The sequence below is a fragment of the Bartonella jaculi genome (assembly GCF_039543045.1).
Lineage (GTDB): Bacteria > Pseudomonadota > Alphaproteobacteria > Rhizobiales > Rhizobiaceae > Bartonella > Bartonella jaculi.
Window position 1 is genome coordinate 1 of the sequence record NZ_BAABIZ010000006.1, and the last position, 24,238, is coordinate 24,238.

The following is a 24,238-nucleotide window of genomic DNA, read 5'->3' on the forward strand; positions in this document are numbered from 1 at the left end:
AATGCCTACAATCACCAAACCATTTACGCTTTTTTATAGATGACACTATCAAGCCTGAATATATCGCACAAATGCAATTCCAAATGGCTTGTACGGGACGTAAATGGTGTCATTTCATGAGCTATAATCCAAACTTTGTAGGCAGATCTACTGGTTTGAGAATGAAAATCAAACGCGTCAACCGTGATGAGCAATACATTGAAGAGATTAATAAAGCGGTCGAAATCTTTTTAGGGGAAATAGAACAAGAGATGCAAAAGATTTTGGCAAAAGCCGCTTAAACCTATGGGGGTGCTCTCTCCTCCCAGCACTCCCACCCATTTAATTAATATAAAAAAGAGAAAGGTAATGAGATGATATTTGATGATGGAGATAGATATGTAACGACACGTGAGTGTGCACAGCTTTTTAGTGTATCGACAACAACGATTCGCAATTGGGTGCTTCAAGGGATATTTCCAGAGCCATATAAGCTAGGGAGAGCAGTAAGGTGGAGAAAAAAAGAGATCTTAGCCTTTACTCCAGAGAAAAATAAGGAACAAATAACAACAAATTAGATAAAATTGTATAAACTGTAATAGGTGGACTAAAAGGTGGTCTTAAAACAAATAATTAAAGAGAAAATCTATATATTTCAATGCGTTAAAAGCAAAAAATGGTGCCCCCAGAGAGACTCGAACTCCCGACCCCCTGATTACAAATCAGGTGCTCTACCAACTGAGCTATAAGGGCATAACCAAACAGGAAGTAGCACAAACTCACAAAAAGGAAAATAGAAAATTGTCAGTTTTTGTACACATTTTTAAAAGCCTATATCACAAATCATAAAAATAATCAGATTCTTTATTTTTTACCATCTTTTTCAGAAATGTTGGATATTATATTCTCATGTTAATACTTATTAATTCTTATTAGAAGTGTTGATGAGAATTTTCTGTTTCATTATCAGATTACGAATCAGAAGAGGCTGATTGATTAGAAAGATATTTTTCTAACCAGTGAATATTATAATTACCATCTGCGACATCTTGATTGTTAATGAGATCGCGAAAGAGAGGCAATGTAGTTTTGATACCATCAACCACAAATTCATCTAAAGCACGCCGTAAACGCATCATGCATTCTAAACGTGTACGTCCATGAACAATCAGCTTCCCAATCATGCTATCATAATAAGGTGGAATGCGATAACCTGAATAAGCACCTGAATCAACGCGTATCCCTAAACCTCCCGGGGTATGAAAATGTGTAATGGTTCCTGGTGATGGCGTAAAGTTAACGGGATCTTCTGCATTAATACGACATTCAATAGCATGCCCAGAGAAAAAAACATCATCTTGTGCAACTGAAAGTCTACAGCCTGATGCAATATGAATTTGCTCATGGACTAAATCTATGCCTGTAATTGCTTCAGTGACAGGATGCTCAACTTGTAAACGCGTATTCATCTCAATAAAGTAGAATTCGCCATTTTCATAAAGGAACTCAATGGTGCCTGCTCCACGATATTTAAGTTGTGCACAGGCATTGGCAACAATATCGCCAATTTTTTTCCGTTCAGTTTCATTAAGCGCGGGTGAAGTTGCTTCTTCCCATATTTTTTGATGACGCCGTTGAAGTGAACAATCGCGCTCTCCTAGATGGATAGCATTCCCTGCACCATCACCTATAACTTGAACTTCAATATGGCGGGGTTTTTCTAAATATTTCTCGATATAAACTGCATCATCACCAAAAGCCGCTGCTGCTTCTGAACGGGTTGTTTCGAGAGCTAAAGCAAATTCTTGCTCAGAATGGACAACTTTCATGCCGCGTCCACCACCACCAGCAGAAGCTTTAATAATAACGGGGTAACCAATTTCACTCGCAGTACGTAAAGCTTCTGCTTCTTCAGTGACTGCCCCGTTTGAACCTGGGACTACAGGAATTCCGAGTTTTTGGGCAGTTTTTTTTGCTTCGATTTTGTCACCCATGATTCGAATATGCGCAGCCGTTGGGCCGATAAATGTAATATCATGGGCTTCTAAAACATCTGCAAATTTTGCATTCTCAGAAAGAAAACCATAACCTGGGTGAACAGCATCAGCTCCTGTGATCTCGCACGCAGCAATAATTTGCTGAACACTCAAATAAGAATCGCGAGCTGGAGGAGGGCCAATACAGACACTTTCGTCAGCAAGACGAACATGCATTGCATCAGCGTCAGCAGTTGAGTGGACAGCTACGGTTTTTATTCCAAGTTCTTTACAGGCTCGCAAAACGCGAAGAGCAATTTCTCCCCGATTAGCAATGAGGATTTTCCGAATCATAGTTGTTCCTCGCTTTATTCAACAACAATAAGTGGTTCACCAAACTCAACAGGCTGGCCATCTTTAACAAAAATAGTAGTTACCGTGCCTGAGCGTGGTGATGAAATTTGATTCATCGTTTTCATTGCTTCAATAATAAGTAACGTTTGTCCTTCAGAAACATTTTGCCCTACCTCTACAAAAGACTGTGCACCTGGTGAAGGTGCAAGATAGGCTGTACCAACCATTGGAGATGTTATCGCGTTCTTTGACTTGTCTTCTTGTGTAGGAGTTGCAGTTGCTGGAGTTGGAGAAGAAGCTACGGCAACAGTAGGAGTGGAAATGGGCGCGTAGATTGTCTGTTCTGGAGCGGCAGAGACATTTTGACGCGATACACAAATACGAAGTCCACCCTGTTCAAGTTCAATATTTGTTAAATTTGTATCATTCAAAATTTCAGCAAGGTCACGGATAATTTTCGTATCGATTGCGGTATGTTTTGCCGCGTCCACTTTTTTTGTTGCCATTTTATTTCTAACTCCTTGATCAATGAAGATCGTCATTATTTAATTCTTATGACTTAATATCTCTAGACTAGGGATGCGCTTTTAAGGAAGCTTCTATTAAAAGCTATTTAGTTTTTCAGATTATACTTTGCAATTTAAAACCAGTGTCTGCTACGAGGAATTGTACTTATAAGCATGTTATTAAAAAAGAGAAAGCATAAAATCACTTCATTTACGGTATTCTTTACAAAGTTAACGCGCGAAAGAAAAGATCTTCAATGCATATTTTCTATGGTTTCTTTTAGAATATCTTCGCTCACAGCTCCGATAAGCACTTTATCACCAATGATATAAGAAGGCGTTCCCGTAATATAGAGTTGGGAGGCGATTTGAATATTTTCTTTAAAGGAATTTCGCAAGTTAGGATTTTTTATTGCATTGCGCAGCTTTTTTTCATCTGCTCCTAATGAAATTGCTATTTTTATAGCTTGTGCTTCATTTGCACGACTCGGATGCGTTAAAAGCGCTTTATAAAACTGAGGATATTTCTCTGGAAATTGTTTTCGAAAAGCATAGGCAACAGTATGCGCTGCCATAGAATCAGATCCTAAAATTGGTAAATCTTTAATAATAATCCGTAGGTCTGAGTGTTCTTTTATTAAGTTTTCTATATATGAATAGGACATCTTACAATATCCACAATTGTAATCAAAAAAAACAACAAGCACTCTTGCACCGTTTAGATTTCCCAAAACAGCATCATGAGGGGAGTGAAAAATTTCCTTTTTTAACAAACTGATAACGGAAGCTTGTTCTTGAGCTTTTTGCTCGCTTTGCTTTTCCAGCTTTTCTTGAAGGATAAGCTGCATTTCAATCATAATTTCTGGATGAGTAAGTAAATACTCTCTTATGATCTTTCGAATATCATGATCATCGATATGTGGTGTAATTTTTTCTCTAAGCTTAGTTAAAAAGCTGGGATCTTCCAAAAGTTGTGTTTTAAGGTTTTCTGAGCTCAAATAATTTGCTGTTTTCTCACTTGATTTTGCATCTGATAGGGAGAAGCAGATTAAAATACTCAACATAACTGTTGCTGAAAATTTTGCACTGAGCGTAGTTTTTTTATGTTGAGGCTGATAGAGCATCTGTATACCTTCATATTTTTTTGTGATGTTGATTAAACTCTATGAAAAGTATTGCGTATATGGAACAAAGCAATTAACTATGTTTTAAGTCTAGTGAGTTGCAGAAAAAATATCAATTTTTTTCTTTTCTATAAGAAGATTTTATGTAACGCATGTTTTATAGTGATTATGCTTTTTATAGTAGCTGAAGCTTACTTTTTTATCAAATGTTGTTTTCATTTATGATGATATCAAAGATATTTTTATGCCTATTTACTGAGAAAAAAACACATTAACAATCCAATAGAGAGCATTTGTTTTGACTTTTTGCTGTTGCTTTATTGGGCACATTCGAAAAAGTTAAATTGAATGATGAAAAGTGAAATTATGAAAAGCATAACGCATTATGACCTGTTTATTATTGGTGGAGGAATAAACGGATGTGGATTGGCAAGAGATGCAGCTGGACGCGGATTTAAAGTAGGATTGGCTGAAATGAATGATCTTGCATCAGGAACATCAAGTGCATCAACAAAACTTATTCATGGTGGTCTCCGTTATCTTGAACACTATGAGTTTAGACTTGTTCGTGAAGCGCTGAAAGAACGTGAGATCATTTGGCATATGGCTCCACATATTGTGCGTCCTTTGCGTTTTATTCTTCCTTATCATAAAAAATTGCGTCCTGCCTGGATGTTACGTTTTGGACTTTTTATTTATGATTATCTCGGTAACTGGAATCAAAAACTGTGGCGCAGTAAAACAGTTAATTTTTCAAAAAAATTTAGCTCTATACTTAAGGAAGAATACCATAAAGGCTTTGAGTATTCTGATGCAAGAGTAGATGATTCCCGTTTAGTAATTGCTAATGCACGCGATGCAGAAAAACAGGGGGCAGATATAAAAGTAAGGACGGAAGTTCTCTCTTTAAAGAGAGAAGAAAAAAAGTGGCTTATGGTTCTTCGAGATAAGTTAAGTGGCAAAGAATATTGTGTTACAGCTTCTTATGTTGCAAATATGACTGGTCCTTGGATTAATCATATTTTAGCAGATGTATTAAATTGTAAAGAGCATCCACCAGTACGACTTGTTAAAGGTTCTCATATTTTGGTTCCCAAGCTTTATGCCCATGATCGTGCTTATATTTTCCAAAACGGTGATGGACGTATTATATTTTCTATTCCATATCAAGAAGAGTTTACGTTGCTTGGGACAACAGATTGTGACTATCAAGGTGATCCTGCGAATGTTCATATTACGGATATTGAGATTGAATATATCTGTACAGCAGCGAGTGAATATTTCATACAACCGGTGTTGCGTGAGAACATTGTTTGGGCTTACTCTGGTGTGCGTCCGCTCTATGATGATGGAGCTTCAAAAGCACAAGAAATCACGCGGGATTACGTTCTAAGAGAGATGGGTACGGAAAGTTCGCCACGGCTTCTTAATCTTTATGGCGGTAAGATTACAACTTACCGCAAATTAGCTGAAGATGCGATGAAATTTATTGAAAAAGCTCTTGGTAAAAAGGGAGCAGCGTGGACAAAAAACTCAACGCTTCCTGGGGGGGATTTTCCATATAATGGATTGGATACAATCGAAAATAAGATCGCTTTTTTGATTCCAGATTTAGATGCTTTTACATACCGTAGACTTGCACGGTCTTACGGTTCTGAGGCGCTGATGATATTTGCAAATGGTAAGGCCGATAAAGGGAAAGATTTTGGACATGGGCTTTATGAAGTAGAAGTAAAATGGTTAATGGAAAAGGAATGGGCCAAGACATGTGAAGATGTGTTATGGCGCCGTTCAAAACTTGGACTTTTGTTTAGTAAAGAAGAGGTTGATGTTCTTTCTGCCTATATACAAAACAAAAAAGAGAGCGCACAAAGTTTATGATGATTGCAGTCTTTACAAGGTTTATAGTACCCTTATTGGGTATTCATTCGCGTAGGAAATAAGCCATAATGGCATGATTGTGTAAAGTTCTAGTCTATTGTTGATCGGATTTAAAATATCTTAGATGCTGTATGGGGTGTTACTGATAACATTTGAAGGATAGGATAAGTGGAGAGGAACATCATTGAGAGAGATTCTGTCCAAGTTTAGCATTTCATAAAGTCAGTTGAGTAATCCTACCCGCAGAAGTTGTTCCGTTAAAACAATATGTTTTGTTTTATTGTTTTTAAGAAAATTTTAGCTCTATTGGGGATAGACAATTGGAGAGGACGTGTTTTATGTCTTCAATGATGATAAGAGATAATAAAAATTTCTATAAAATAATAAAAATCGGGTATTTAATCGGGTATTTATATGTATAGATTGGGAGCACTTAAAGGAAATATAAGAGTAAAGCTCCTATGATATTTTATAGTTCTCCTTCACCAGTAAAATTTGCAGTAGCGCCAATGTTGGGCTGGACGGATCAACATTGTAGATTTTTTTATCGCCTTTTAACAAAAAAGGCACTGCTTTATACAGAAATGATCGTAGCAGATGCTATAATCCATGGCGCTCGAAAACAACTATTGGCTTTGAGTGATAAAGAACATCCAATTGCGTTGCAATTAGGAGGATCAGATCCACGAAAATTAGCCGAGGCTGCGCGAATTGCAGAAGATTTTGGTTATGATGAGATAAATCTCAATGTTGGTTGTCCGTCGAATCGCGTTCAATCTGGCACATTTGGTGCTTGTTTGATGCTGTATCCCGACATTGTAGCAAATGCTGTGGAAGCGATGAAACAAGTTGTTACACTCTCTGTAACTGTTAAATGTCGTGTTGGGGTAGACGAGCAAGATGAAGAATTGGCTTTAGATCTTTTGGCTGATCAAGTTTGGAATGCTGGGGGTGATGCACTTTGGGTTCATGCACGTAAAGCTTGGTTAAAAGGATTAAATCCAAAGGAAAACCGTGATATTCCTCCACTTAATTATGAAAGAGTTTATAAATTAAAACGTAAATATCCTCATAAATTCATTGGGATAAATGGTGGAATTAAATCGATTGATGAGATTAAAGAGCATTTGACTTTGTGTGATGCTGTCATGGTGGGGCGCCAAGTTTATCATGATCCAATTTTATTGAAGTATATTGATTCTGAAATATATGGCGAGTCGCAGAATGATCTCAGCGATGGTGACCTTATTGAAGCCATGTGTGATTATGCTACCAAACATATCGCTTCAGGGGGGCGGCTTTCTCATGTAACACGTCATATGGTTGGCTTGTTTCATGGTCGAGATGGGGCACGTCGATGGCGGCAAATATTATCAAATGATGCAATAAAAAGAGATGCAGGCGTACATATTTTAAAAGAAGCTTTTTCTGTTCTCACTTAGTAATATTTTATCATATCAACTGATAGCACAGTTTAGATTTGCTGAAGCTTTTCTCCTTGGGAAAGGTTTTGAAGTCATCAAAACTTGTCAATTTTAGAAATTTGAACCTTTCTTGTAGAGAAGACGCTGAATCACATGTTAAAGAATATATTCATCAATCGTTCAGCTAAAATTGAAATGGGATAAGGCTTTGAGAATATTGTTCGTCTGTACGTCGATAAAAACCGTTAGTGAGTACAAGAATTATCATTAATAATATTAAATGTGTTAAAAACGCTAATTTTAAAAAACAACAAATTATTCATATCCTGTTTATATGACAAGATTCTTACTGCATATTATAGATTTTTAAAAGGTGTCTTCATGACCGTTAATCCGTTTGATGATTTTCGTGCTTTACTCACAAATTTACCTGTCGCTGATGAGTTTTCTATAATTTTGGCAAAAAAACGGCAAATAAGTTTAACAAAGGAGCAGGGAGCACTAGGAAAGTTGGGAGATATAGCGGTTTGGTATGCAGGATGGCGAGGTGTAGAAAAGCCTATCGTAACACGGCCGTTGGTTGCTATTTTTTCTGGGAATCACGGCATCACAGATGAGAATATTACACCATTTCCGCAATCTATAACACAAAAGATGGTACAAAATTTCGCAACTGGTGGTGGTGCTATCAATCAAATTTGCATAGCTTATGATCTTGGATTGAAGATATTTGATTTGGCTTTGGAATATCCAACAATGAATATTACCAAAGATGCAGCAATGGATGAACGCAGCGCTGCTGCTACAATGGCATTTGGAATGGAATCTATTGCTGGTGGAACAGATCTCTTGTGTATCGGTGAAATGGGAGTCGGAAATACAACGATAGCTTCAGCTTTATGTTTAGCATTATTTGGTGGAGAAGTTGAGGAATGGATAGGAAGTGAGATAGAGGCTGAGGAGAAATTTTATCAGCGTAAAATAGCAGCAGTAAAGACAGCAGTTTCTTTACATAAGCATTATTTTAATGATCCTTTTGAAATAATGCGTCGCTTAGGAGGACGTGAAATTGCTGCCATGGTTGGTGCCATTTTAGCGGCAAGAATGGAAAAAATACCGGTTATTTTAGATGGTTTTGTAGCAACGGCAGCAGCAGCAATCCTTTATAAAATGCATCCAAGAGTTCTTGATCATACTCTTGTTGGACACGTTTCCTCTGAGCCAGCACATCGCAAGCTTTTAGAAAAAATTGGTAAAGAACCGCTTTTAGATCTAGGGATACGCCTTGGCGAAGGGACAGGTGCGGCTATGGCAGCTGGTATTGTAAAAGCAGCTGTTTTAACGCATGCACAAATGGCTATATTCGCACAAGAAGAGTTGACTGCTTAGGGATGATAGTGTGTTTAAAAACTAAAAGAAGCCTTTAAGAGTTTTGTTCATTCGTTTTTTCATGCAGTTTGATATAGTTGAGTGGTAATTCTGTTGTATATTTAATCTGTTCCATCGCGAAAGAAGATGAAACATCACGAATATCGATTTTAGCAATTAATTTTTTGTAAAAAATATCATATGCTTCAATATCAGGAACAACGACACGTAATAAATAGTCAATATCTCCACTCATCCGATAAAATTCGATCACTTCACGAAATTCCTGTACAATTTTTGAAAAGCGCTTAAACCATTCGTGGCTATGTGTGTTTGTGCGAATAGAAACAAAAACAGTGACGTGTGCATTTACTTTTTCTGGAGAAAGAACAGCGACACGGCGTTGAATAACACCATCTTCTTCAAGTTTTTGAATTCTGCGCCAACAAGGAGTGGTAGAAAGTCCAACTCTTTTAGCGATATCAGCGACAGAAAGTGTCGCATTTTCTTGCAAAAGATGCAAAATTTTTCGATCAAGACGATCCATGTTTTTCTTTCTCAATATTCAGTTTATAAAAATTTACGCACTAAACTGCGCAAGTACACAATAAGCTCATCATGAAACCATAGATTTTTTTGTAACCAAGAAGTGTTTCGCCATGATGGATGGGGTAAAGGCATGACATTATAGCCTCGAGGTTGACGTATGGAGAGAATGTTTTTCCAATCATGGATGGTTGCTGAGACAGTTTTATGTTTTAACCCTGTAATATGCCATTTTTGCGCATAACTTCCAATAGCAAGAACAAGTTTTATTTGTGGCATGGCTTGAAATACCTTTTCATGCCATATTTCTCGACATTCACGCCTTGGTGGCAAATCAGATTTATTTTGATCATAGCCTGGAAAACAAAATCCCATAGGAACAATAGCAAAGAGAGACCTATTATAAAATTCATCACGTGTTACATTGAGCCAGTAGCGTAATCTTTCTCCAGAACGATCATTAAAAGGAATGGAACTTTCATGAACACGCAGCCCTGGCGCTTGACCTGCGATTGCTATCGAAGCCGTACTGGATAAATAAACCACAGGTTTTGGTTCATGCGGAAGAGGAGGAAGATAATGTGGATTTTTGATACAAACACGACAGGAATAAATTTTTTTCTCAAGTTTGAGAATTTGACTACACTGCTGTTTTTTCATCGTCAAATAGGAAATTAAAGAATATGCTACAAAAAGGAAAATACTTTATTCTGTTCGAGGATGCGTTTTTCGCCATTCTCTCGGTTGTTGAAAACTTGATCGCCATATTCCTTTTTTTTTCTTTCTGGCTTCTTGTTCTTCTTTAGGATAGTCATGGTAACTTACAGCCCAACCATTCTGTACAATTGTTGCGTTGATGTTACTGACTTGCTTTGTTTTACATGTCGCAAGAATACGGCGATATTTATCTTTTTTGTACCAATGACATGTAACAGGTTGGTTTGCTATAAGTCGTTCTAAATATTTTTTTGCATCAAGTCCGCATGGGTAGCGTGCTTTTTTGGTACCACAAAATTGGTGGAGCTCAGGAGCATCGATTCCTAAAAGCCGAATCATAGTAGAGGAAATCATAATTGAATCACCATCAATAATGGTGGCATTCCCTTTGATAGTTTCTTGAGAAATAGAGGCTACTTCTTGAGGGAGTATTTGAGTATGCTTAATATAAACTGTCGTAATAATAGCAATGATAGTAGCGATAAGAATACTAAAGTATATTATAATCTTTAGGTTAACTTTGCTTAGATCAAAATGAGATTTTTTTTTCATAAAATCAAAAAACTACGACCATGATAAGCTTAATTTAGAGAGAGTTTGCTTATAATTTCTGCACTCGGTTGCCATTATTTTAACAAAAACAACTCTATTTCTTAAGAATAGAAGATTTTTTGCGTATACAATTCGCTTTCTCGATTAAATATCATCAATACATCAAATACAAATATCATGATGATACTCATCATTAGAATACAGAAAAGCATAAAACAAATAACTCAACTTCTTTTAACTTTTTACAAGTTTATGAAATAAACATACAGATACACGATAACCTTATACTCTTCTAACAATCAGCCTAAATTTTTTCTCATTTTTAAAAAGCCAAAAAACAAAAAACTCCCTGAAAAAAACCTTAAAGAGAAATGCAAGTTGCATTTACTCTCAGTAACAGAGGTTATCGTTTAAACGATCTAAATTAGTTATTTAATTTTTGTCTCTTTAAATTCAACATGTTTTTTTACAACTGGATCGTATTTACGTTTGCTCATCTTATCTGTCATTGTACGACTGTTTTTCTTTGTCACATAAAAAAAACCAGTATCTGCAGTCGACAAAAGCTTAATCTTAATGGTTGCTGCCTTAGCCATAATTAAGAGTCCTATTTTATACTGAAAACGATATCATTTTACTCTCAGAATCCATCTCGGATACCATGAGATTCTTGAGCAACACTACGGATGTTCTAAAAAAAGTCAAGAGCTGATTAGTTTTCTCGTGCGTTAGACAATTACCAAAACGATATCTAAGCAAAAAACAAGCCATCGTAGCTGAAAACCAAAATGGTTTAAAGATATCTATTATTTAGCCTATAATGATTGGTCCGATAAGCATACTGATTTCTTTTGCCAACTGATAATAGGAAGCAAAATTATTAAAACAGCGAAAAAAGTAATAAGAATAAATATAGCAAAAAATAAAAGTAGGATTGACAGTCGCATGCTTGGACTCTTCGAGGCATGTTCTTGACTGTGCAAGCTAGACTGTAGAAAGGTCAGAAAAGAGGACATCGAGGAGAAAGAGAGCAAACATTAAAAGCCATGAATGTTTTGTTATCCATGGTATCATAAAAGTTCCGATAAAGCTTAAGATAGCGCAGCCCATAAGGCGCTAACACCGATTCTTTACATATTCGTTCATTGTTGATAGGAATTAAAAGTAAACATTCATTACAAATGTTATCATAAAGTGTTTCGCCTTATTTTATTATATCCAATGGATAAACTTAAAGAGTGTTATAAGAGTCAATGTTCCTATTGGGAGAGAACTATCAACAAATATTGCTGTTTTTAAGGTAGGAACGCGAAAAAATATAGGAACAATAGGGTATGACTCTCTTTAAATGTTTTATTTAATTTTCAAGCCGCCCAAATTAGTGTGTTAGCAAATACAGTAAGGACATTGGCAGTAACAAAAGGTATAAATCCTTGTGATTTTATTTTCTTTAGTCGTGTTAGCTCTCATTTTCATATAATAATATGAATAAAAAATACAAAATCACATTTTTTAGATACTGTACAACTGTTGATCTAAAATTCTGATAGGATAAATATAATTTTCATGGTAAATGCAATATAAATCTCAATATAACCCATACTTATATTGATTTAAGAACATAGAACCTTAAAAAAATTAAAGAGCCAATAACCATCATAAGATAAGTGATATTATTTTGATAATATTCGGATATGCAATGATTCGGGAAGCAAAAATGGCTGCAATAATGGCGATGATTCCATCAGCTATTTTGATATAACAAGTAACAGCATTTGAACATTTCTCTCAGTCATTAGTAGTAAGGCATAGTGTATCCAATCCTATCCTTATAGTGCCTATGGTTGCACGCAAAGCATTGTTTTGAACGTCCAAAGTTTTTTTATCATAAGGGTGGTTTAATTATACCTTTGTTCATGAAGTTTATGCAAAGCTGATCTTAAAATGAAAGAAAGATATATTTCTCTATTGCAGATTTTCTATCCATTGAACATTCGGAGTTCTTTCAGATTTTTATATGGTCGTTACTCACTTAAAAATAAAATACACAATTTCATATGATGAAGAGAGGTACTTGCTTACTTAAAATAATATAGTGCAATACATTGCTTTTAATAATTTAGTTTAAAAATTTCTTTTAGACTACTGTTTTTATGATTGTTTATAATATAAGTAAAGTTGTAGTATTTAAAAATTGGAGTGTTAATTTTACGCAGTTTCTTAGTTTTTATCTCATATTATTTTTTTTATAAAAAGTGCGCTTTCGTTTTTTCGCTATAAATTTGTTTTTATGATAGGAAGCAGATGAAAAGGCTATAGGGCGAGGTTCTGTTAAGAGCTCAAAGCATAAGGCCCCGGCAAAGGGTTGTACTTTTATAAGCTTCACCTCTACTATATCACTCAGTTGATAGCCTTTATGGCTACGCTTTCCGATAAGGACATGTTGTGCTTCATCAAAATGATAATAATCATTTTTTAGTGTAGAAATAGGTACGAAGCCATCAACATTGAGTTTTTCAAGAGAAATAAAGAGACCTGCTTTTGTAACTCCGGAAATGCGACCTACAAAAGTACGGCCAATTTTGTTTGTTAAATAGTGTGCAACAAGCCGATCAATGGTTTCTCTTTCAGCCATCATTGCACGACGTTCATATAAAGAAATTTGACTAGCAATTTCTGCGAGATTTTGTTCTTGTGCATCTGTTAGGTGGTCGTCACCTAATTGCAGAGTTTTAATGAGTGCTCGATGAATAATAAGATCAGCATAACGGCGGATCGGTGATGTAAAATGTGTATAGTTATGCAGGTTCAAACCGAAGTGGCCGATATTTTTGGGATTATACTCAGCTTGAGATTGTGTGCGCAGAATAACCTGATTGACCAATTCTTGTTGTGGAGTATTCGTCACTTTTGCCAAAATGTTATTAAGGCGTGCTGAGGTAAGTTCACTTCCACGTGAGAGTGGTATTCCTAAGCTCTGAAGAAAGTTTCGGAGTATTTCTTGCTTAGCAAGAGAAGGTTTATCATGAATACGATAAATGAGGGGTTGATGATGTTTTTTTAATGTTTCAGACGCCGCAATATTAGCTTGAATCATAAATTCTTCAATCAAATGATGTGCTTCTAGCTGTGGTTCATTTACAACATCTTGGATACAACCATTTTGATTAAGAATAATCTTTTTTTCTGCTATTTCTAATTTGAGTGGTTGTCGACGATTACGCGCGGTTTTAAGACACCCATAAGCTTCCCACAATGGTTGCAAAACGCTCTCGAAAAGGGGGGCTGTTTTTTTATTTATATTTTTTCCTTCAATTGCCAACTGTACTTCTTGATAAGAGAGTTTAGCTACTACACGCACCATAATACGATGAAAACTATGTTTTCTTTTATTCCCATTTTCATCAAAAATCATACGAACTGCTAAAGCTGGTCTTTCTTCGCTTTCACGCAGAGAACATAAATCATTAGAAATGCGCTCGGGGAGCATTGGCACAACATAATCAGGAAAATAAACAGAATTTCCCCGCTTCAATGCTTCTTTATCTAAGGCACTTCCCGTTTTGACATAAGAAGAAACATCTGCGATTGCGACAACAACAATCCAACCGCCTCTATTTTTAGGATCTTTATCCCTTGTTGCATAAACTGCATCATCATGATCTTTTGCATCTGGTGGATCAATTGTAACGAGTGGTAATTGCCGCCAATCTTCACGGTTGTCTATGCGAACAGGTTTTACATTCTTTACTTGTTTAAGAACATCTTCAGGAAAAGTATGGGGAATTTTTTTCGAAAGAAGAGCAATCATTGAGAGTGTTTTTTCACTCTCAATGTGTCCTAAAACATTCTTTATTTTTGCGCTTTTTAATCCATAACCAGTATTTTTTTTAATTTCGACTTCAACAAGATCACCAGATTCTACATTAATTTCTGAAGACGCATCAATAATCAGTTCATCAGTTTTGCGTTCTATAGGCTCAAGTCGCCACTGGCCATTTTCTAATTTCCGCACAACGCCAAACGTGCTTTTGGGTGATACATCAATTTTACGAATAATTCGTCCTGTATAAGAAGCACTTTGAGAAGCTTTATTTTGAGAAATTTTTATAAGAATATGGTCGCCAACACCAATGCTTATTCCTTTTATGCGATGAAAAGGGAATATTTCAATATTTGGTTTTGAATCATTTTCCCACTCAAGAGGTTGAGCAATAAAACTGCCGTCTTCATCACGTCCGCTAATTTTTACGACAGCAACTGTTGGTAATTTTCCTTTATGTACTGTCTTTTTATGCTGTTTTGGTATTAAGTTATGATTTTTTAAATCACGCAATATATCTCTTAACCAAACACGAGAATCGCTTTCTAAGTTAAAAGCTTTGGCTATTTCACGTTTACTGGAACGATCAGGATTCTCATCAATAAAGGAAAGAATTTCTGCCTTATTGGGCAGTCGTTCCAAATTCAGTGCTGAGAAATATTTTGTTTTTTTTTCGCTTTTAGCCAAAATTTATGTCTCTTTTGTTTTAGAAGAAGCTCTTTTTGAGGTTACTTTTTTACCGGATGCTTTGGCCAATATCAGTTCTAATGCTTCTGAGAGTGTTACATTAATTGGATCTTTATCTTTTGGCAATGTTGCATTAATTTTACCCCAATTAACATATGGACCGTAACGTCCATTGCGTACGGTGATAGCTCCTCCATCTGGGTGCTCTCCTAATATTGCGAGTGCTGCGGTTGTTGTTCTGCTTCGCTTTGTTCTATTTTCTTGTTTTTCGGCAAGTACTGTAACCGCACGATTGATTCCAATATCAAAAACTTCATCCGCATGAAGAAGAGGAGCAGACTTACCATCATGGGTAAGGTAGGGACCATACCGGCCAATTGTAGCTGTGATTATTTTACCTGTTTCAGGATGAATGCCAATTTCACGGGGCAGAGATAATAAGGCTAAGGCTCTATCAAGAGTTATATTTTCTGTTTGCCATTCTTTTGGTAGACCTGCACGTTTAGCTCCTTTGCTTTCACCAAGTTGAATATAGGGTCCAAAGCGGCCATTGCGAAGAGAGATATCTTTTCCTGTTTCAGGGTCTATACCTAGTATGACAGGTTCATCATTACGCATGGTTTCATTCTCTTCTCCTGCGTCTGTGCCAAGTTGGCGCGTGTATTTGCATTCGGGATAATTGGAACAGCCCACAAATGCACCATAACGCCCTAATTTTAAGGATAACTGGCCATTTGTACAAAGAGGACAGGAACGAACATCGCTTCCGTCTTCACGTATAGGAAAAGCGAGAGGTGCTAATGTTACATTCAAAACATCGAGAACATTCGTTATACGCAGTTCTTGGATATTGGTAATAGACGCATTAAATCCATTCCAAAAATCGTGCAATACGTCTTTCCAAGAAAGTGTTCCATCCGATATAAGATCTAGTTTTTCCTCAAGATCTGCTGTGAATCCATATTCCACATAACGATTAAAAAAATTTTCAAGAAAAGCTGTAACAACACGTCCTTTTACATCAGGAATAAGCTTTCGTTTATCAATTGTGATATATCCACGATCACACAATGTAGCCAATGTAGATGCATAAGTTGAAGGACGACCAATGCCTAGCTCTTCAAGCTTTTTAATTAAGGAAGCTTCAGAATAACGGGGTGGTGGTTCTGTGGTGTGTTGTATGGATTCAACTTTTTCTTTTGTAAGTGCTTCACCAGTATTCATTTGTGGTAAACGTGTCGTTTCATTTTCTTCACCATTTTCTTCTTCTCTTGGGTCAGTGTAAACGGAAATAAAACCATCAAAACGAACAACTGAACCTGTCGCACGTAGATTTGCGTGGTTTTCTCCTTGCTGTGCTTCAATTTCAACAGTTGTGCGTTCAATTTCAGCGGAACGCATTTGACTGGCAATAGCGCGCTTCCATATCAGCTCATAGAGTTTAGCTTGATCGCTGTCGAGAAAATCGCGTACTTGACTGGGAATACGTTGAAAATCCGTAGGGCGGATAGCTTCATGTGCTTCTTGTGCGTTTTTTGCTTTTGTTGAATAAAAACGTGGTTTTTCAGGAACGTAATTACTGCCAAAGGATTCATGAATGACTTTCCGTGCTGTATCAATGGCTTCTGGTGCTATTTGGACACCATCAGTACGCATATAGGTAATAAGCCCTGCCATTTCACCATTAATTTCAATACCTTCATAAAGTTTTTGAGCAATTTGCATGGTCCGTGAAGCTGAAAAACCTAGCTTTGAAGAAGCTGCTTGCTGTAAAGTAGATGTTGTAAACGGGGGAGAAGGATTTCTCTTAGTGGGCTTTGCTTCAACACTTAATGTGCGATATTTTGCGCCCTCCAACATAAGACGAATCTGATCTGCTTGTTCTTGAGATTGAATATCAAGTTTTCCAATCTTTTTTTGATTAAACATTGTTAATCTTGCAGGGAAACCGTCATTTCGGATGGTTTTCAAGTGCGTGGTAATAGTCCAATAATCTTCTTTAATAAAATGTTCTATTTCTGATTCACGATCACAAATAATGCGCAAGGCAACCGATTGAACGCGACCAGCCGAACGTGCACCAGGAAGTTTTCTCCATAAAACAGGGGAGAGTGTAAAACCGACCAGATAATCAAGTGCACGACGTGCAAGGTAAGCATCTACAAGCCATGTATCAATATCACGTGGATTATTCATCGCATCAAGCACAGATTTTTTAGTGATAGCATTAAACACAACCCGTTTAACAGGTTTATCCTTTAAAACCTTTTTTTGACGAAGAACATCAAGAATATGCCACGAAATAGCTTCCCCTTCACGATCAGGGTCCGTTGCTAAGATGAGGCTATCGGCGTCTTTGACTGCTTTTGCTATTTCATTCAAACGCTTAGCGGAGGCAGAATCCACATTCCATTTCATAGAAAAATCTTGATCGGGTAGAACAGAGCCATCTTTTGCGGGCAAATCACGAACATGTCCAAATGATGCTACGACTTTGTATTCAGATCCAAGATATTTATTAATTGTTTTTGCTTTTGCTGGAGATTCAACGATAACGATATTCATAATTTTACCCGAATGTTGCAATAGAAAACTTTTTTATAAACTCCTTTCATGCGAATAGCCAATGCCAATTGATGAAGAGCACATAAAAAACATTAATATTTACACAACCTATGATTGCCATTACTTATAATGCACCCTATATAAGACCGCACGACTTATTTTCCGCAGTTAATACAAAAATATACGGCGAAATATTAAGATAACGTCTATTGAGAAATAGGAGGGGAAATGCTCAAGGATAGAAGATTATGTTTATAAATCATTTAAAAGTTATCCAATACATTACAGATATGTCAAAACAGATGAACCAGATGGCGCGTCAAGCTCGGAGTCCTCTTTTAGCTTTACTTTTGGATATGGTGGCTAAAGAAGGGCAAAGTATTATTAATAGTGCTGAAACGCTTGGAGAAGATCCGAACTCGACAATGACACATAACCACCAGAGTGTCGAATAAGCTTTCCAGCAAGCTCGAGTTCAACCAACAAAAGGTAAAGGTGTTGTAGTGGAACACCTGAGTGGGTACTGAGTGTGTCTAAATCAATTGGAGTCATTGAAAGAGCTGAGAGGACAGCTATACGTTCTGCGTCATCTCCAATTGAAGGGGGGCTATAAGTTTTTTCATCAGGTGAACGAAAACTTTCTTTTTCAATTTGAAGAGTCTCTGCTTCCTCAAAGAAATTGAGTTGTGAATTAATGGCCGTTGGGGTTAAAGGAGTAAGTGTTTCTACAATGTCAGAGGGATGTGTGGTTAGTAGAGCACCATCCTTGATGAGGTTGTTTGTACCAACGGATCTTGGATCAAGTGGAGAGCCGGGAATGGCAAAAATCAATCGTCCCATTTCAGTAGCTTGACGTGCAGTAATAAGAGATCCTGATCGCAGTGCAGCCTCTACAACCAAGAGTCCGAGTGATAAACCTGCAATAATGCGATTTCTTCTCGGAAAATCGATAGCACGTGGCTTCCAAGAAATGGGCATTTCACTGATAATTGCTCCACCGTTAGCGATAATATCTTCGTGTAGTTTTTTGTTTTCAGGAGGATAAATGTGATCAATTCCACCAGCCATCACTGCGACTGTACCTGTTAACAAGCTTGCTTGATGCGCAATGCTATCAATTCCACGGGCTAATCCAGAAATAATTGTAAAGCCTGCATCCCCCAGAAAACGAGCAAATTGAGCCGTAAGTTTTTTGCCCGCTGCCGAACCATTTCGAGATCCCACAATTCCAACAGAAGATTTCTGAAAAACTGCAACATTGCCTTTTATGGCGATAAGCGGCGGCGCTGCTTCCGTGACCTTAAGAAAGGCTGGATAATCCGGTTCTCCTATACCAACAAACCGAATACTTAATCTTTCAGCTTCTTGCATTTCTTTTTCAGCATCTTCTAACGTTGCTATTCGGATAGATGTTGAAAGACCACCTTTTCTACTAAGCTCTGGAAGTGCTGCTAGGGCATTTTCCGCTGTTTTATAATGATCAATGAGATTGCGAAAACTCACTGCTCCGATATTTTCACTACGCAACAACCGTAACCAATTTAGACGTTGACGATCAGTGAGTAGGATTCCTTTATTTATCCCCGTTTTGAGTCCCAATCTTGCTTTCTTTCCCAACTAATAATCTACCGATATTGGCGTGATGTTTTATATACACAAATATGCTCATCGTGATCAGCATACAATGAGCGTAAAAATAAGGATAGGAAAAATAAACAAATATTGGAGTGATAATAACAGCAGTAAGCGCGGATAACGAAGAATAGCGTGTGAGTAGAAAAATCGCCATCCACACAACAATGAAAACAATTGCTGCTGGCCAGTAGAGCCCTAAACATACACCAAGATAGGTAGCAACGCCTTTGCCACCTTTAAATTTCAACCATATAGGAAAAAGATGTCCCAAAAAGGCAAAAAAACCAGCTAGAGAAACAATGATACTGTTTTCTGTTGGGGCACTTAAAAATTTTACAACAAGAATAATAATAGTTCCCTTTAATATATCGCAAAGAAGCGTGAGAGCAGCAACTTTTTTATTTCCTGTTCGTAAAACATTTGTAGCTCCAATATTTCCAGAACCAATTGTTCTCACATCGCCGAGCTTGGCTAATCGCGTAAAAAATAGTCCAAATGGGATAGATCCAACAAAATAGGATATCAGAAAGGTAAACCATGGTGTGAATGAAAAAAGTGTTGCTGCTTCACTCATTAAGAATCTCATAAAGCTTGTTGATCAAGTTTAAAAATTGTTTGTCCTTTAACAAGGGTCTGGAGAACACATCCTTGGAAGCGGGCATTCTTAAAAGGTGTATTTTTTGAACGTGAATACAACTTCTCTGGAGAAACGACCCATGGCTCATCAAGATCAACCAAAATAAGGTCTGCATAAGCACCTTTTTTGAGTGTTCCTGCATTAATTCCAAAGAGTTTTGCAGGAGCCGTTGATAAAAGTTCAGTTAATCGTAGAAGAGGTATGGTTTCATCATGATAAAGGCGTAAAGCTGCACTTAATAAAGTTTCCATGCCAATGGCACCTACAGCTGCATCATTAAAGGGAAAATGTTTTTTATCAATGCCCTGAGGTTCATGGGAAGAAACGATAATATCCACTGTTCCATCTTTTATTGCTTCAATCATAGCTATACGATCTTCTTCTGTACGCAATGGAGGCATGAGACGGAAAGAAGTACGATATTCACCAATATCATTTTCGTTAAGAGACAAGTGATTAATGGATACACCAGCTGAAATTTTTGTACTCCGTTGCTTGCCTAAACGAAGTGCGTCAGCAGATAATGCTGTCGATATTTGTGCAGCATGATAGCGTGTTTGGGTTAATGCTGCTAAACGCAAATCTCTTTCGAGCGGGATGACTTCTGCTTCGCGAGGAATGCCAAAAAGACCTAGCCAATTGGCTAGGAGACCTTCATTCATAACGCCTTGTCCTGTAAGATCTTTGTCTTGAGTTTCATGCATCAATGTAACATCGAAATCGCGTGCATAAGTCATTGCATGTCGCATAACAGATGAACTTTGAAGCGTTTTTTTTCCTTCACAAAAGGCAACAGCTCCTGCATCCTTTAGTAAGCCAAATTCGGTTATTTCTTGTCCGTTAAAACCTTGAGTAATCGCAGCGACGGGATAAATGTTGACCGATGACTTTTCTTGTGCTGTATGTTTAATAAATTCAACAAGTGCTACATTATCAATGACTGGATGCGTATCTGGCATCATAAGAAAAGAGGTAATACCACCTGCTGCTGCTGCTTGACTTGTTGATGCGATTGTTTCACCGTGTTCATTTCCTAACTCTCCGACAAAGACGCGGGCATCAACAAGCCCAGGGAGAATTGTTTTGTTTTGTGCATTAATAACTTCTGCTCCTTCTGGAAAACCTTGATTCAAGGCTTCTTTTCCAGCTGCTGTAATCAGCCCATTTTCAACAATAACTGTGCCAATTTCATCGATTGCGCGTGAAGGATCAATAATACGAGCATTTTGAAAAACACTTGGCTTTGTCATTTTTTTTCTCCACTTACCTTAAGGCGTGAATCCAACAAAGCCTCCATAACAGCCATACGCACGGCGATACCCATCTCTACTTGTGTATGAATCATGCTTTGTGGTCCATCTGCTACATCAGATGCGATTTCTATACCACGGTTTATTGGACCAGGATGCAGAACAATGCAATCATTTTTGGCATAGGATAAATTTTCTTTATGTAAGCCGAAATAATGAAAATATTCACGAATAGAGGGAATAAAAGAACCTGTCATACGTTCATGTTGCAAGCGCAACATCATAATGACGTCAACATCTTTAAGTCCTTCTTTCATCGTATTAAAAACCTCAACGCTCATATCGGCTATTTTTGTTGGCAAGAGTGTTGAGGGAGCGACAGCACGCACACGTGCTCCCAAAGCATTGAGACTAAGGATATTTGAACGTGCAACACGTGAGTGCAAAATATCTCCGCAAATTGCAACAGTTAATCCTTCAATCCGGCCTTTTGTTCTTTTAATGGTCAAAGCATCCAATAAAGCCTGTGTTGGGTGTTCATGGGCACCATCACCCGCATTAATGACGCAACAATCAACTTTTTGTGCTAACAAAGTAGCTGCTCCGGCGCAATGATGGCGAATGACGAGAATATCTGGTTTCATCGCATTGAGGGTTGTGGCGGTATCAATTAATGTTTCTCCCTTTTTTACAGATGAATTGCCAATAGAAAGACTCATCACATCTGCTCCCAAACGCTTGCCAGCTAATTCAAACGAGGATTGTGTTCGTGTGGAAGCTTCAAAGAAGAGATTAATTTGCGTGCGTCCACGCAATATAGATTTTGTCTTATCAATTTTTTTAGAAAGGATAACATTTGCATCTGCACGATCAAGTAATGTGGTAAGGTCTTGTACACTCAGACCTTTAATACCTAAAAGATGTTGGTGGGGGAAAAGGGGAAAAAAAGTGTTTTGAGCCATAGCATTCTTTTCTATCTCTCTCTAAAGAGATTAAATAAGTATGTGTTTGAATGTGATAAATGTTTTTTAACTGCAAAATGACAAATAGTCTATTAATCTATGATTATGAATAATTTGAATAATAGGAATATACCTATGAATGCTGTGTCTACTCAAAATGTCCGCCGAAAAAATGCATTTCTTAGTGATACACTTATGTTTCGTATTGCCTCTACTTTGCCTACGTTTTTGTTAGCAAGTTTTGAAGAAATGGGAGATTTTGTGGCGAGTCGTGAAGCATGGGAACTTTCCTCTTTAGCGAATCGTAATCGACCAGTGTTGCGCTATAACGATGAATGGGGAAAGCTAACAGAACACTTAGAGATACACTCTTCTTATCAAGTACTTCAACAATATTCCAGGCGGGCTGGTTTAGTCACGTCACTTTGGGAAAATACCACTTCAGAAAATGGGATACGCTATCAAGCACGTGCTATTCGCTTGGCTTTAGCTGCTAGTTTAGAAACAGGGCACTTGAATGAAGTGGCTATAACAAGTGCATCTATTGCCGTATTAATTAGTGATGTTGAGCTCTTCAGAAAATGGCAAAATGTACTTTTATCACGCCAATATGACTTATCGTCAAAGCCTATTAATAAAAAAAAGGCGGCTTCGCTTACCTGTGCTTTTGATGAAGTTGAGAAAAGTGAAAAATACTCTTTTAATTTCCCAAGTGTGCAAAAAATCGCTTTTGATGAAAAGATGGGGCGTGATCTGTATCGTTTAAATGTTATAAAAACCAATGTTATTAATCCTATGGTTGACGGATATCTTGTTAGCGCGGAGTTAGAGGGCCATTTAAGTTGCTTTTTAGTTCCACGCATACAAGAAAATGGTGCATTAAATGGTAATATATCGATCCATCATTTAGTGCAGCGTTCTGGAGAAATTTCAACGCCAGAGGGGGTTGTTGATTTTCAAGGAAGTTGTGGTTGGCTTTTAGGGAATGCTGGAGAGGGACTTAAAGTCATTAAAGATATCGAAACTATGATGCGTTTCGATCAGTCTGTTATATCGGCAGGAGTTCTACGGGCTGCGCTTCAATTTGGCATAGATTTTTTTCGACAAAAGATGCCGGATCAGCCTTTGCCGCCGCTGACAGAGCGTATTTTTGCAGATATTGCACTTGATATTGCTGCTTCGCAAGCATTGGTTTTGCGCTTAGCACGGGCATTTGACAATGCTGCAAGTGATCGCTCTGAAGCAGCTTTTGCACGAATCATGACGCCTATCATTGCTTATCATGTGAGCCAACTCGTCGTTCCTATCGTCGGTGAAATTATTGCGCAGCTTGGTATCGAAAGCTTTATAGAGGGAAATCCATTATCGCAAATGTTGTGTAATGGACCTGCGCGGGTGGTTAGAAATACTTCTGCTAATCAATTAGTAAAGGATTCAATTCTCATAGCTGAAAAAGCACCTGGATTATTCCAGAAATTATTAGAAAAAATTGCACTTGATATTGGTCCAGCGGGGCCACGAGCAATGGAGATTATCAAGTCTGCTGTAAGTATGGCATCGACAAACGAGGGCGCAGGAAGATTTTTTGTTGAACAAGTAGCATATGCAGCGGCGGCTGCATCATTACATCATGTAGACATAGAGCATGTTGCAAATGCCTATATGGAAAGCCGCCTTGGAGGACAATGGAGAGCTTCCTATGGTATGCTGATTGCACGATATAATGCAGAACACTTGCTCAATGTTCTTTATCCCTCCATCTGATGAAGAGATTGAATTCTGTCGAGAGCGCCTTGCAATATAAAAGCAGCAGCAGCAGAATCAATGCGGCTTGCTCTTTTAGTGCGTGATACATCCATTTCTAAAAGGGAGCGTTGTGCAGCAATCGTCGATAAACGTTCATCCCAAAAAACAAAGGGAATTTTTGTATGTATCGCCATATTGCTCACAAAAGTTCTAGTTGCTTGCGCACGAGGACCGCTGCTTCCATTCATATTAAGAGGCAAGCCAATGATAATAACCCCCACGTTTTCACGGTCAAAAATTTGTAGAAGCTTGCAGACATCTAGCGTAAATTTTTTTCGTTGAAGGACAGGACGCGGATTTGAAAAAGTCAGCCCCATATCAGAAATCGCAATTCCGATTGTTTTTGTACCCAAATCCAAGCTTGCTATTGTTTGTCCGGGCAAAAGATGTGTAATAACTTGATCTATGTTAATAACGGTCATGTGGCTTATGATTCATTTTTTTAA

General features: G+C 37.5%; 20 protein-coding genes, 1 tRNA gene and 1 pseudogene. 7 read left to right on the plus strand and 15 right to left on the minus strand.

The window, feature by feature from the left end; translation table 11 throughout:
* Window positions 1-281 (plus strand): annotated as a pseudogene (locus ABD915_RS03810) (lambda exonuclease family protein); the annotation flags it as partial.
* Window positions 282-353: 72 nt separating this feature from the next.
* Window positions 354-557, plus strand: a complete 204-nt coding sequence (locus tag ABD915_RS03815; RefSeq protein ID WP_345115402.1) for a helix-turn-helix transcriptional regulator — start codon at window positions 354-356, stop codon at window positions 555-557.
* Window positions 558-656: 99 nt separating this feature from the next.
* Here the strand turns inward: ABD915_RS03815 and ABD915_RS03820 are convergent.
* The 4 genes from ABD915_RS03820 to ABD915_RS03835 all read right to left on the minus strand — a co-directional run bounded on the left by ABD915_RS03820 (window position 657) and on the right by ABD915_RS03835 (window position 3,939).
* Window positions 657-732 (minus strand) — tRNA-Thr (locus ABD915_RS03820).
* A 218-nt stretch (window positions 733-950) separates the two neighbouring features.
* A complete protein-coding gene (gene accC / locus ABD915_RS03825; protein WP_345115404.1) occupies window positions 951-2,309 on the minus strand; it encodes an acetyl-CoA carboxylase biotin carboxylase subunit in 1,359 nt (452 codons plus the stop codon).
* 14 nt (window positions 2,310-2,323) lie between these two features.
* Window positions 2,324-2,815 carry an acetyl-CoA carboxylase biotin carboxyl carrier protein gene (gene accB / locus ABD915_RS03830; RefSeq protein WP_345115407.1) on the minus strand — a complete coding sequence of 164 codons (492 nt, stop codon included), beginning with the start codon at window positions 2,813-2,815 and terminating at the stop codon, window positions 2,324-2,326.
* A gap of 254 nt (window positions 2,816-3,069) precedes the next feature.
* Window positions 3,070-3,939, minus strand: coding sequence for a DsbA family protein (locus ABD915_RS03835; RefSeq protein ID WP_345115410.1), 870 nt, complete (start codon window positions 3,937-3,939; stop codon window positions 3,070-3,072).
* 348 nt (window positions 3,940-4,287) lie between these two features.
* Here ABD915_RS03835 and glpD point away from each other — a divergent pair, with 348 nt between their 5' ends.
* The 3 genes from glpD (at window position 4,288) to cobT (ending at window position 8,633) form a co-directional block, all read left to right on the plus strand.
* Window positions 4,288-5,820, plus strand: coding sequence for a glycerol-3-phosphate dehydrogenase (glpD, locus tag ABD915_RS03840; RefSeq protein ID WP_345115413.1), 1,533 nt, complete (start codon window positions 4,288-4,290; stop codon window positions 5,818-5,820).
* Window positions 5,821-6,281: 461 nt separating this feature from the next.
* Window positions 6,282-7,262: a tRNA dihydrouridine(20/20a) synthase DusA gene (dusA, locus tag ABD915_RS03845; protein ID WP_345115415.1), complete on the plus strand. Its 981-nt coding sequence runs from the start codon at window positions 6,282-6,284 to the stop codon at window positions 7,260-7,262.
* A 363-nt stretch (window positions 7,263-7,625) separates the two neighbouring features.
* Entirely contained in the window at window positions 7,626-8,633 is a 1,008-nt protein-coding gene (gene cobT / locus ABD915_RS03850) for a nicotinate-nucleotide--dimethylbenzimidazole phosphoribosyltransferase (protein ID WP_345115418.1), read from the plus strand.
* Window positions 8,634-8,667: 34 nt separating this feature from the next.
* Here cobT and ABD915_RS03855 read toward each other — a convergent pair whose 3' ends face one another.
* From ABD915_RS03855 to topA, 6 genes are all read right to left on the minus strand, one after another.
* Window positions 8,668-9,159, minus strand: coding sequence for an Lrp/AsnC family transcriptional regulator (locus ABD915_RS03855; protein ID WP_345115422.1), 492 nt, complete (start codon window positions 9,157-9,159; stop codon window positions 8,668-8,670).
* Between the two features lie 23 nt (window positions 9,160-9,182).
* Complete coding sequence (locus ABD915_RS03860; RefSeq protein ID WP_345115425.1) at window positions 9,183-9,818, minus strand: uracil-DNA glycosylase family protein; 636 nt, start codon at window positions 9,816-9,818, stop codon at window positions 9,183-9,185.
* 45 nt (window positions 9,819-9,863) lie between these two features.
* On the minus strand, window positions 9,864-10,427 hold the full coding sequence (locus ABD915_RS03865; RefSeq protein WP_345115427.1) for a thermonuclease family protein: 564 nt from the start codon (window positions 10,425-10,427) through the stop codon (window positions 9,864-9,866).
* Between the two features lie 428 nt (window positions 10,428-10,855).
* On the minus strand, window positions 10,856-11,023 hold the full coding sequence (rpmG, locus tag ABD915_RS03870; protein WP_004864083.1) for a 50S ribosomal protein L33: 168 nt from the start codon (window positions 11,021-11,023) through the stop codon (window positions 10,856-10,858).
* Between the two features lie 1,631 nt (window positions 11,024-12,654).
* The gene (rnr, locus tag ABD915_RS03875) at window positions 12,655-14,937 is read right to left on the minus strand and encodes a ribonuclease R (protein WP_345115429.1); all 2,283 of its coding nucleotides are present in this window, start codon (window positions 14,935-14,937) and stop codon (window positions 12,655-12,657) included.
* A gap of 3 nt (window positions 14,938-14,940) precedes the next feature.
* On the minus strand, window positions 14,941-17,502 hold the full coding sequence (gene topA, locus ABD915_RS03880) for a type I DNA topoisomerase (RefSeq protein WP_345115431.1): 2,562 nt from the start codon (window positions 17,500-17,502) through the stop codon (window positions 14,941-14,943).
* A 248-nt stretch (window positions 17,503-17,750) separates the two neighbouring features.
* On the opposite strand from topA, the gene ABD915_RS03885 reads away from it, so the two are divergent.
* Window positions 17,751-17,957 carry a hypothetical protein gene (locus ABD915_RS03885; RefSeq protein ID WP_345115433.1) on the plus strand — a complete coding sequence of 69 codons (207 nt, stop codon included), beginning with the start codon at window positions 17,751-17,753 and terminating at the stop codon, window positions 17,955-17,957.
* On the opposite strand, the gene dprA is transcribed toward ABD915_RS03885, so the two are convergent.
* From dprA to ABD915_RS03905, 4 genes are read right to left on the minus strand one after another with little or no spacing between them, the layout of a single operon-like run.
* A complete protein-coding gene (dprA, locus tag ABD915_RS03890; RefSeq protein ID WP_345115435.1) occupies window positions 17,887-19,101 on the minus strand; it encodes a DNA-processing protein DprA in 1,215 nt (404 codons plus the stop codon). The two genes, ABD915_RS03885 and dprA, sit on opposite strands and share 71 nt — an antisense overlap.
* Window positions 19,076-19,711 carry a glycerol-3-phosphate 1-O-acyltransferase PlsY gene (gene plsY / locus ABD915_RS03895; RefSeq protein WP_345115636.1) on the minus strand — a complete coding sequence of 212 codons (636 nt, stop codon included), beginning with the start codon at window positions 19,709-19,711 and terminating at the stop codon, window positions 19,076-19,078. The genes dprA and plsY overlap by 26 nt, the downstream gene beginning before the upstream one ends.
* An 8-nt stretch (window positions 19,712-19,719) precedes the next feature.
* Entirely contained in the window at window positions 19,720-21,024 is a 1,305-nt protein-coding gene (locus ABD915_RS03900; protein WP_345115436.1) for a dihydroorotase, read from the minus strand.
* Complete coding sequence (locus ABD915_RS03905; protein WP_345115439.1) at window positions 21,021-21,986, minus strand: aspartate carbamoyltransferase catalytic subunit; 966 nt, start codon at window positions 21,984-21,986, stop codon at window positions 21,021-21,023. Before ABD915_RS03905 ends, ABD915_RS03900 begins: the two co-directional genes overlap by 4 nt.
* A gap of 135 nt (window positions 21,987-22,121) precedes the next feature.
* On the opposite strand from ABD915_RS03905, the gene ABD915_RS03910 reads away from it, so the two are divergent.
* The gene (locus tag ABD915_RS03910; protein ID WP_345115442.1) at window positions 22,122-23,750 is read left to right on the plus strand and encodes an acyl-CoA dehydrogenase family protein; all 1,629 of its coding nucleotides are present in this window, start codon (window positions 22,122-22,124) and stop codon (window positions 23,748-23,750) included.
* Here the strand turns inward: ABD915_RS03910 and ruvX are convergent.
* A complete protein-coding gene (gene ruvX / locus ABD915_RS03915; RefSeq protein ID WP_345115444.1) occupies window positions 23,735-24,214 on the minus strand; it encodes a Holliday junction resolvase RuvX in 480 nt (159 codons plus the stop codon). The two genes, ABD915_RS03910 and ruvX, sit on opposite strands and share 16 nt — an antisense overlap.
* Window positions 24,215-24,238: the final 24 nt, after the last annotated feature.

Coding starts and splice junctions, on each gene's coding strand:
- ABD915_RS03815 (WP_345115402.1), top strand. CDS start 354: ATGATATTTGATGATGGAGATAGATATGTAACGACACGTGAGTGTGCA.
- accC (WP_345115404.1), bottom strand. CDS start 2,309: ATGATTCGGAAAATCCTCATTGCTAATCGGGGAGAAATTGCTCTTCGC.
- accB (WP_345115407.1), bottom strand. CDS start 2,815: ATGGCAACAAAAAAAGTGGACGCGGCAAAACATACCGCAATCGATACG.
- ABD915_RS03835 (WP_345115410.1), bottom strand. CDS start 3,939: ATGCTCTATCAGCCTCAACATAAAAAAACTACGCTCAGTGCAAAATTT.
- glpD (WP_345115413.1), top strand. CDS start 4,288: ATGATGAAAAGTGAAATTATGAAAAGCATAACGCATTATGACCTGTTT.
- dusA (WP_345115415.1), top strand. CDS start 6,282: ATGATATTTTATAGTTCTCCTTCACCAGTAAAATTTGCAGTAGCGCCA.
- cobT (WP_345115418.1), top strand. CDS start 7,626: ATGACCGTTAATCCGTTTGATGATTTTCGTGCTTTACTCACAAATTTA.
- ABD915_RS03855 (WP_345115422.1), bottom strand. CDS start 9,159: ATGGATCGTCTTGATCGAAAAATTTTGCATCTTTTGCAAGAAAATGCG.
- ABD915_RS03860 (WP_345115425.1), bottom strand. CDS start 9,818: ATGAAAAAACAGCAGTGTAGTCAAATTCTCAAACTTGAGAAAAAAATT.
- ABD915_RS03865 (WP_345115427.1), bottom strand. CDS start 10,427: ATGAAAAAAAAATCTCATTTTGATCTAAGCAAAGTTAACCTAAAGATT.
- rpmG (WP_004864083.1), bottom strand. CDS start 11,023: ATGGCTAAGGCAGCAACCATTAAGATTAAGCTTTTGTCGACTGCAGAT.
- topA (WP_345115431.1), bottom strand. CDS start 17,502: ATGAATATCGTTATCGTTGAATCTCCAGCAAAAGCAAAAACAATTAAT.
- ABD915_RS03885 (WP_345115433.1), top strand. CDS start 17,751: ATGTTTATAAATCATTTAAAAGTTATCCAATACATTACAGATATGTCA.
- plsY (WP_345115636.1), bottom strand. CDS start 19,711: ATGAGTGAAGCAGCAACACTTTTTTCATTCACACCATGGTTTACCTTT.
- ABD915_RS03900 (WP_345115436.1), bottom strand. CDS start 21,024: ATGACAAAGCCAAGTGTTTTTCAAAATGCTCGTATTATTGATCCTTCA.
- ABD915_RS03905 (WP_345115439.1), bottom strand. CDS start 21,986: ATGGCTCAAAACACTTTTTTTCCCCTTTTCCCCCACCAACATCTTTTA.
- ABD915_RS03910 (WP_345115442.1), top strand. CDS start 22,122: ATGAATGCTGTGTCTACTCAAAATGTCCGCCGAAAAAATGCATTTCTT.
- ruvX (WP_345115444.1), bottom strand. CDS start 24,214: ATGACCGTTATTAACATAGATCAAGTTATTACACATCTTTTGCCCGGA.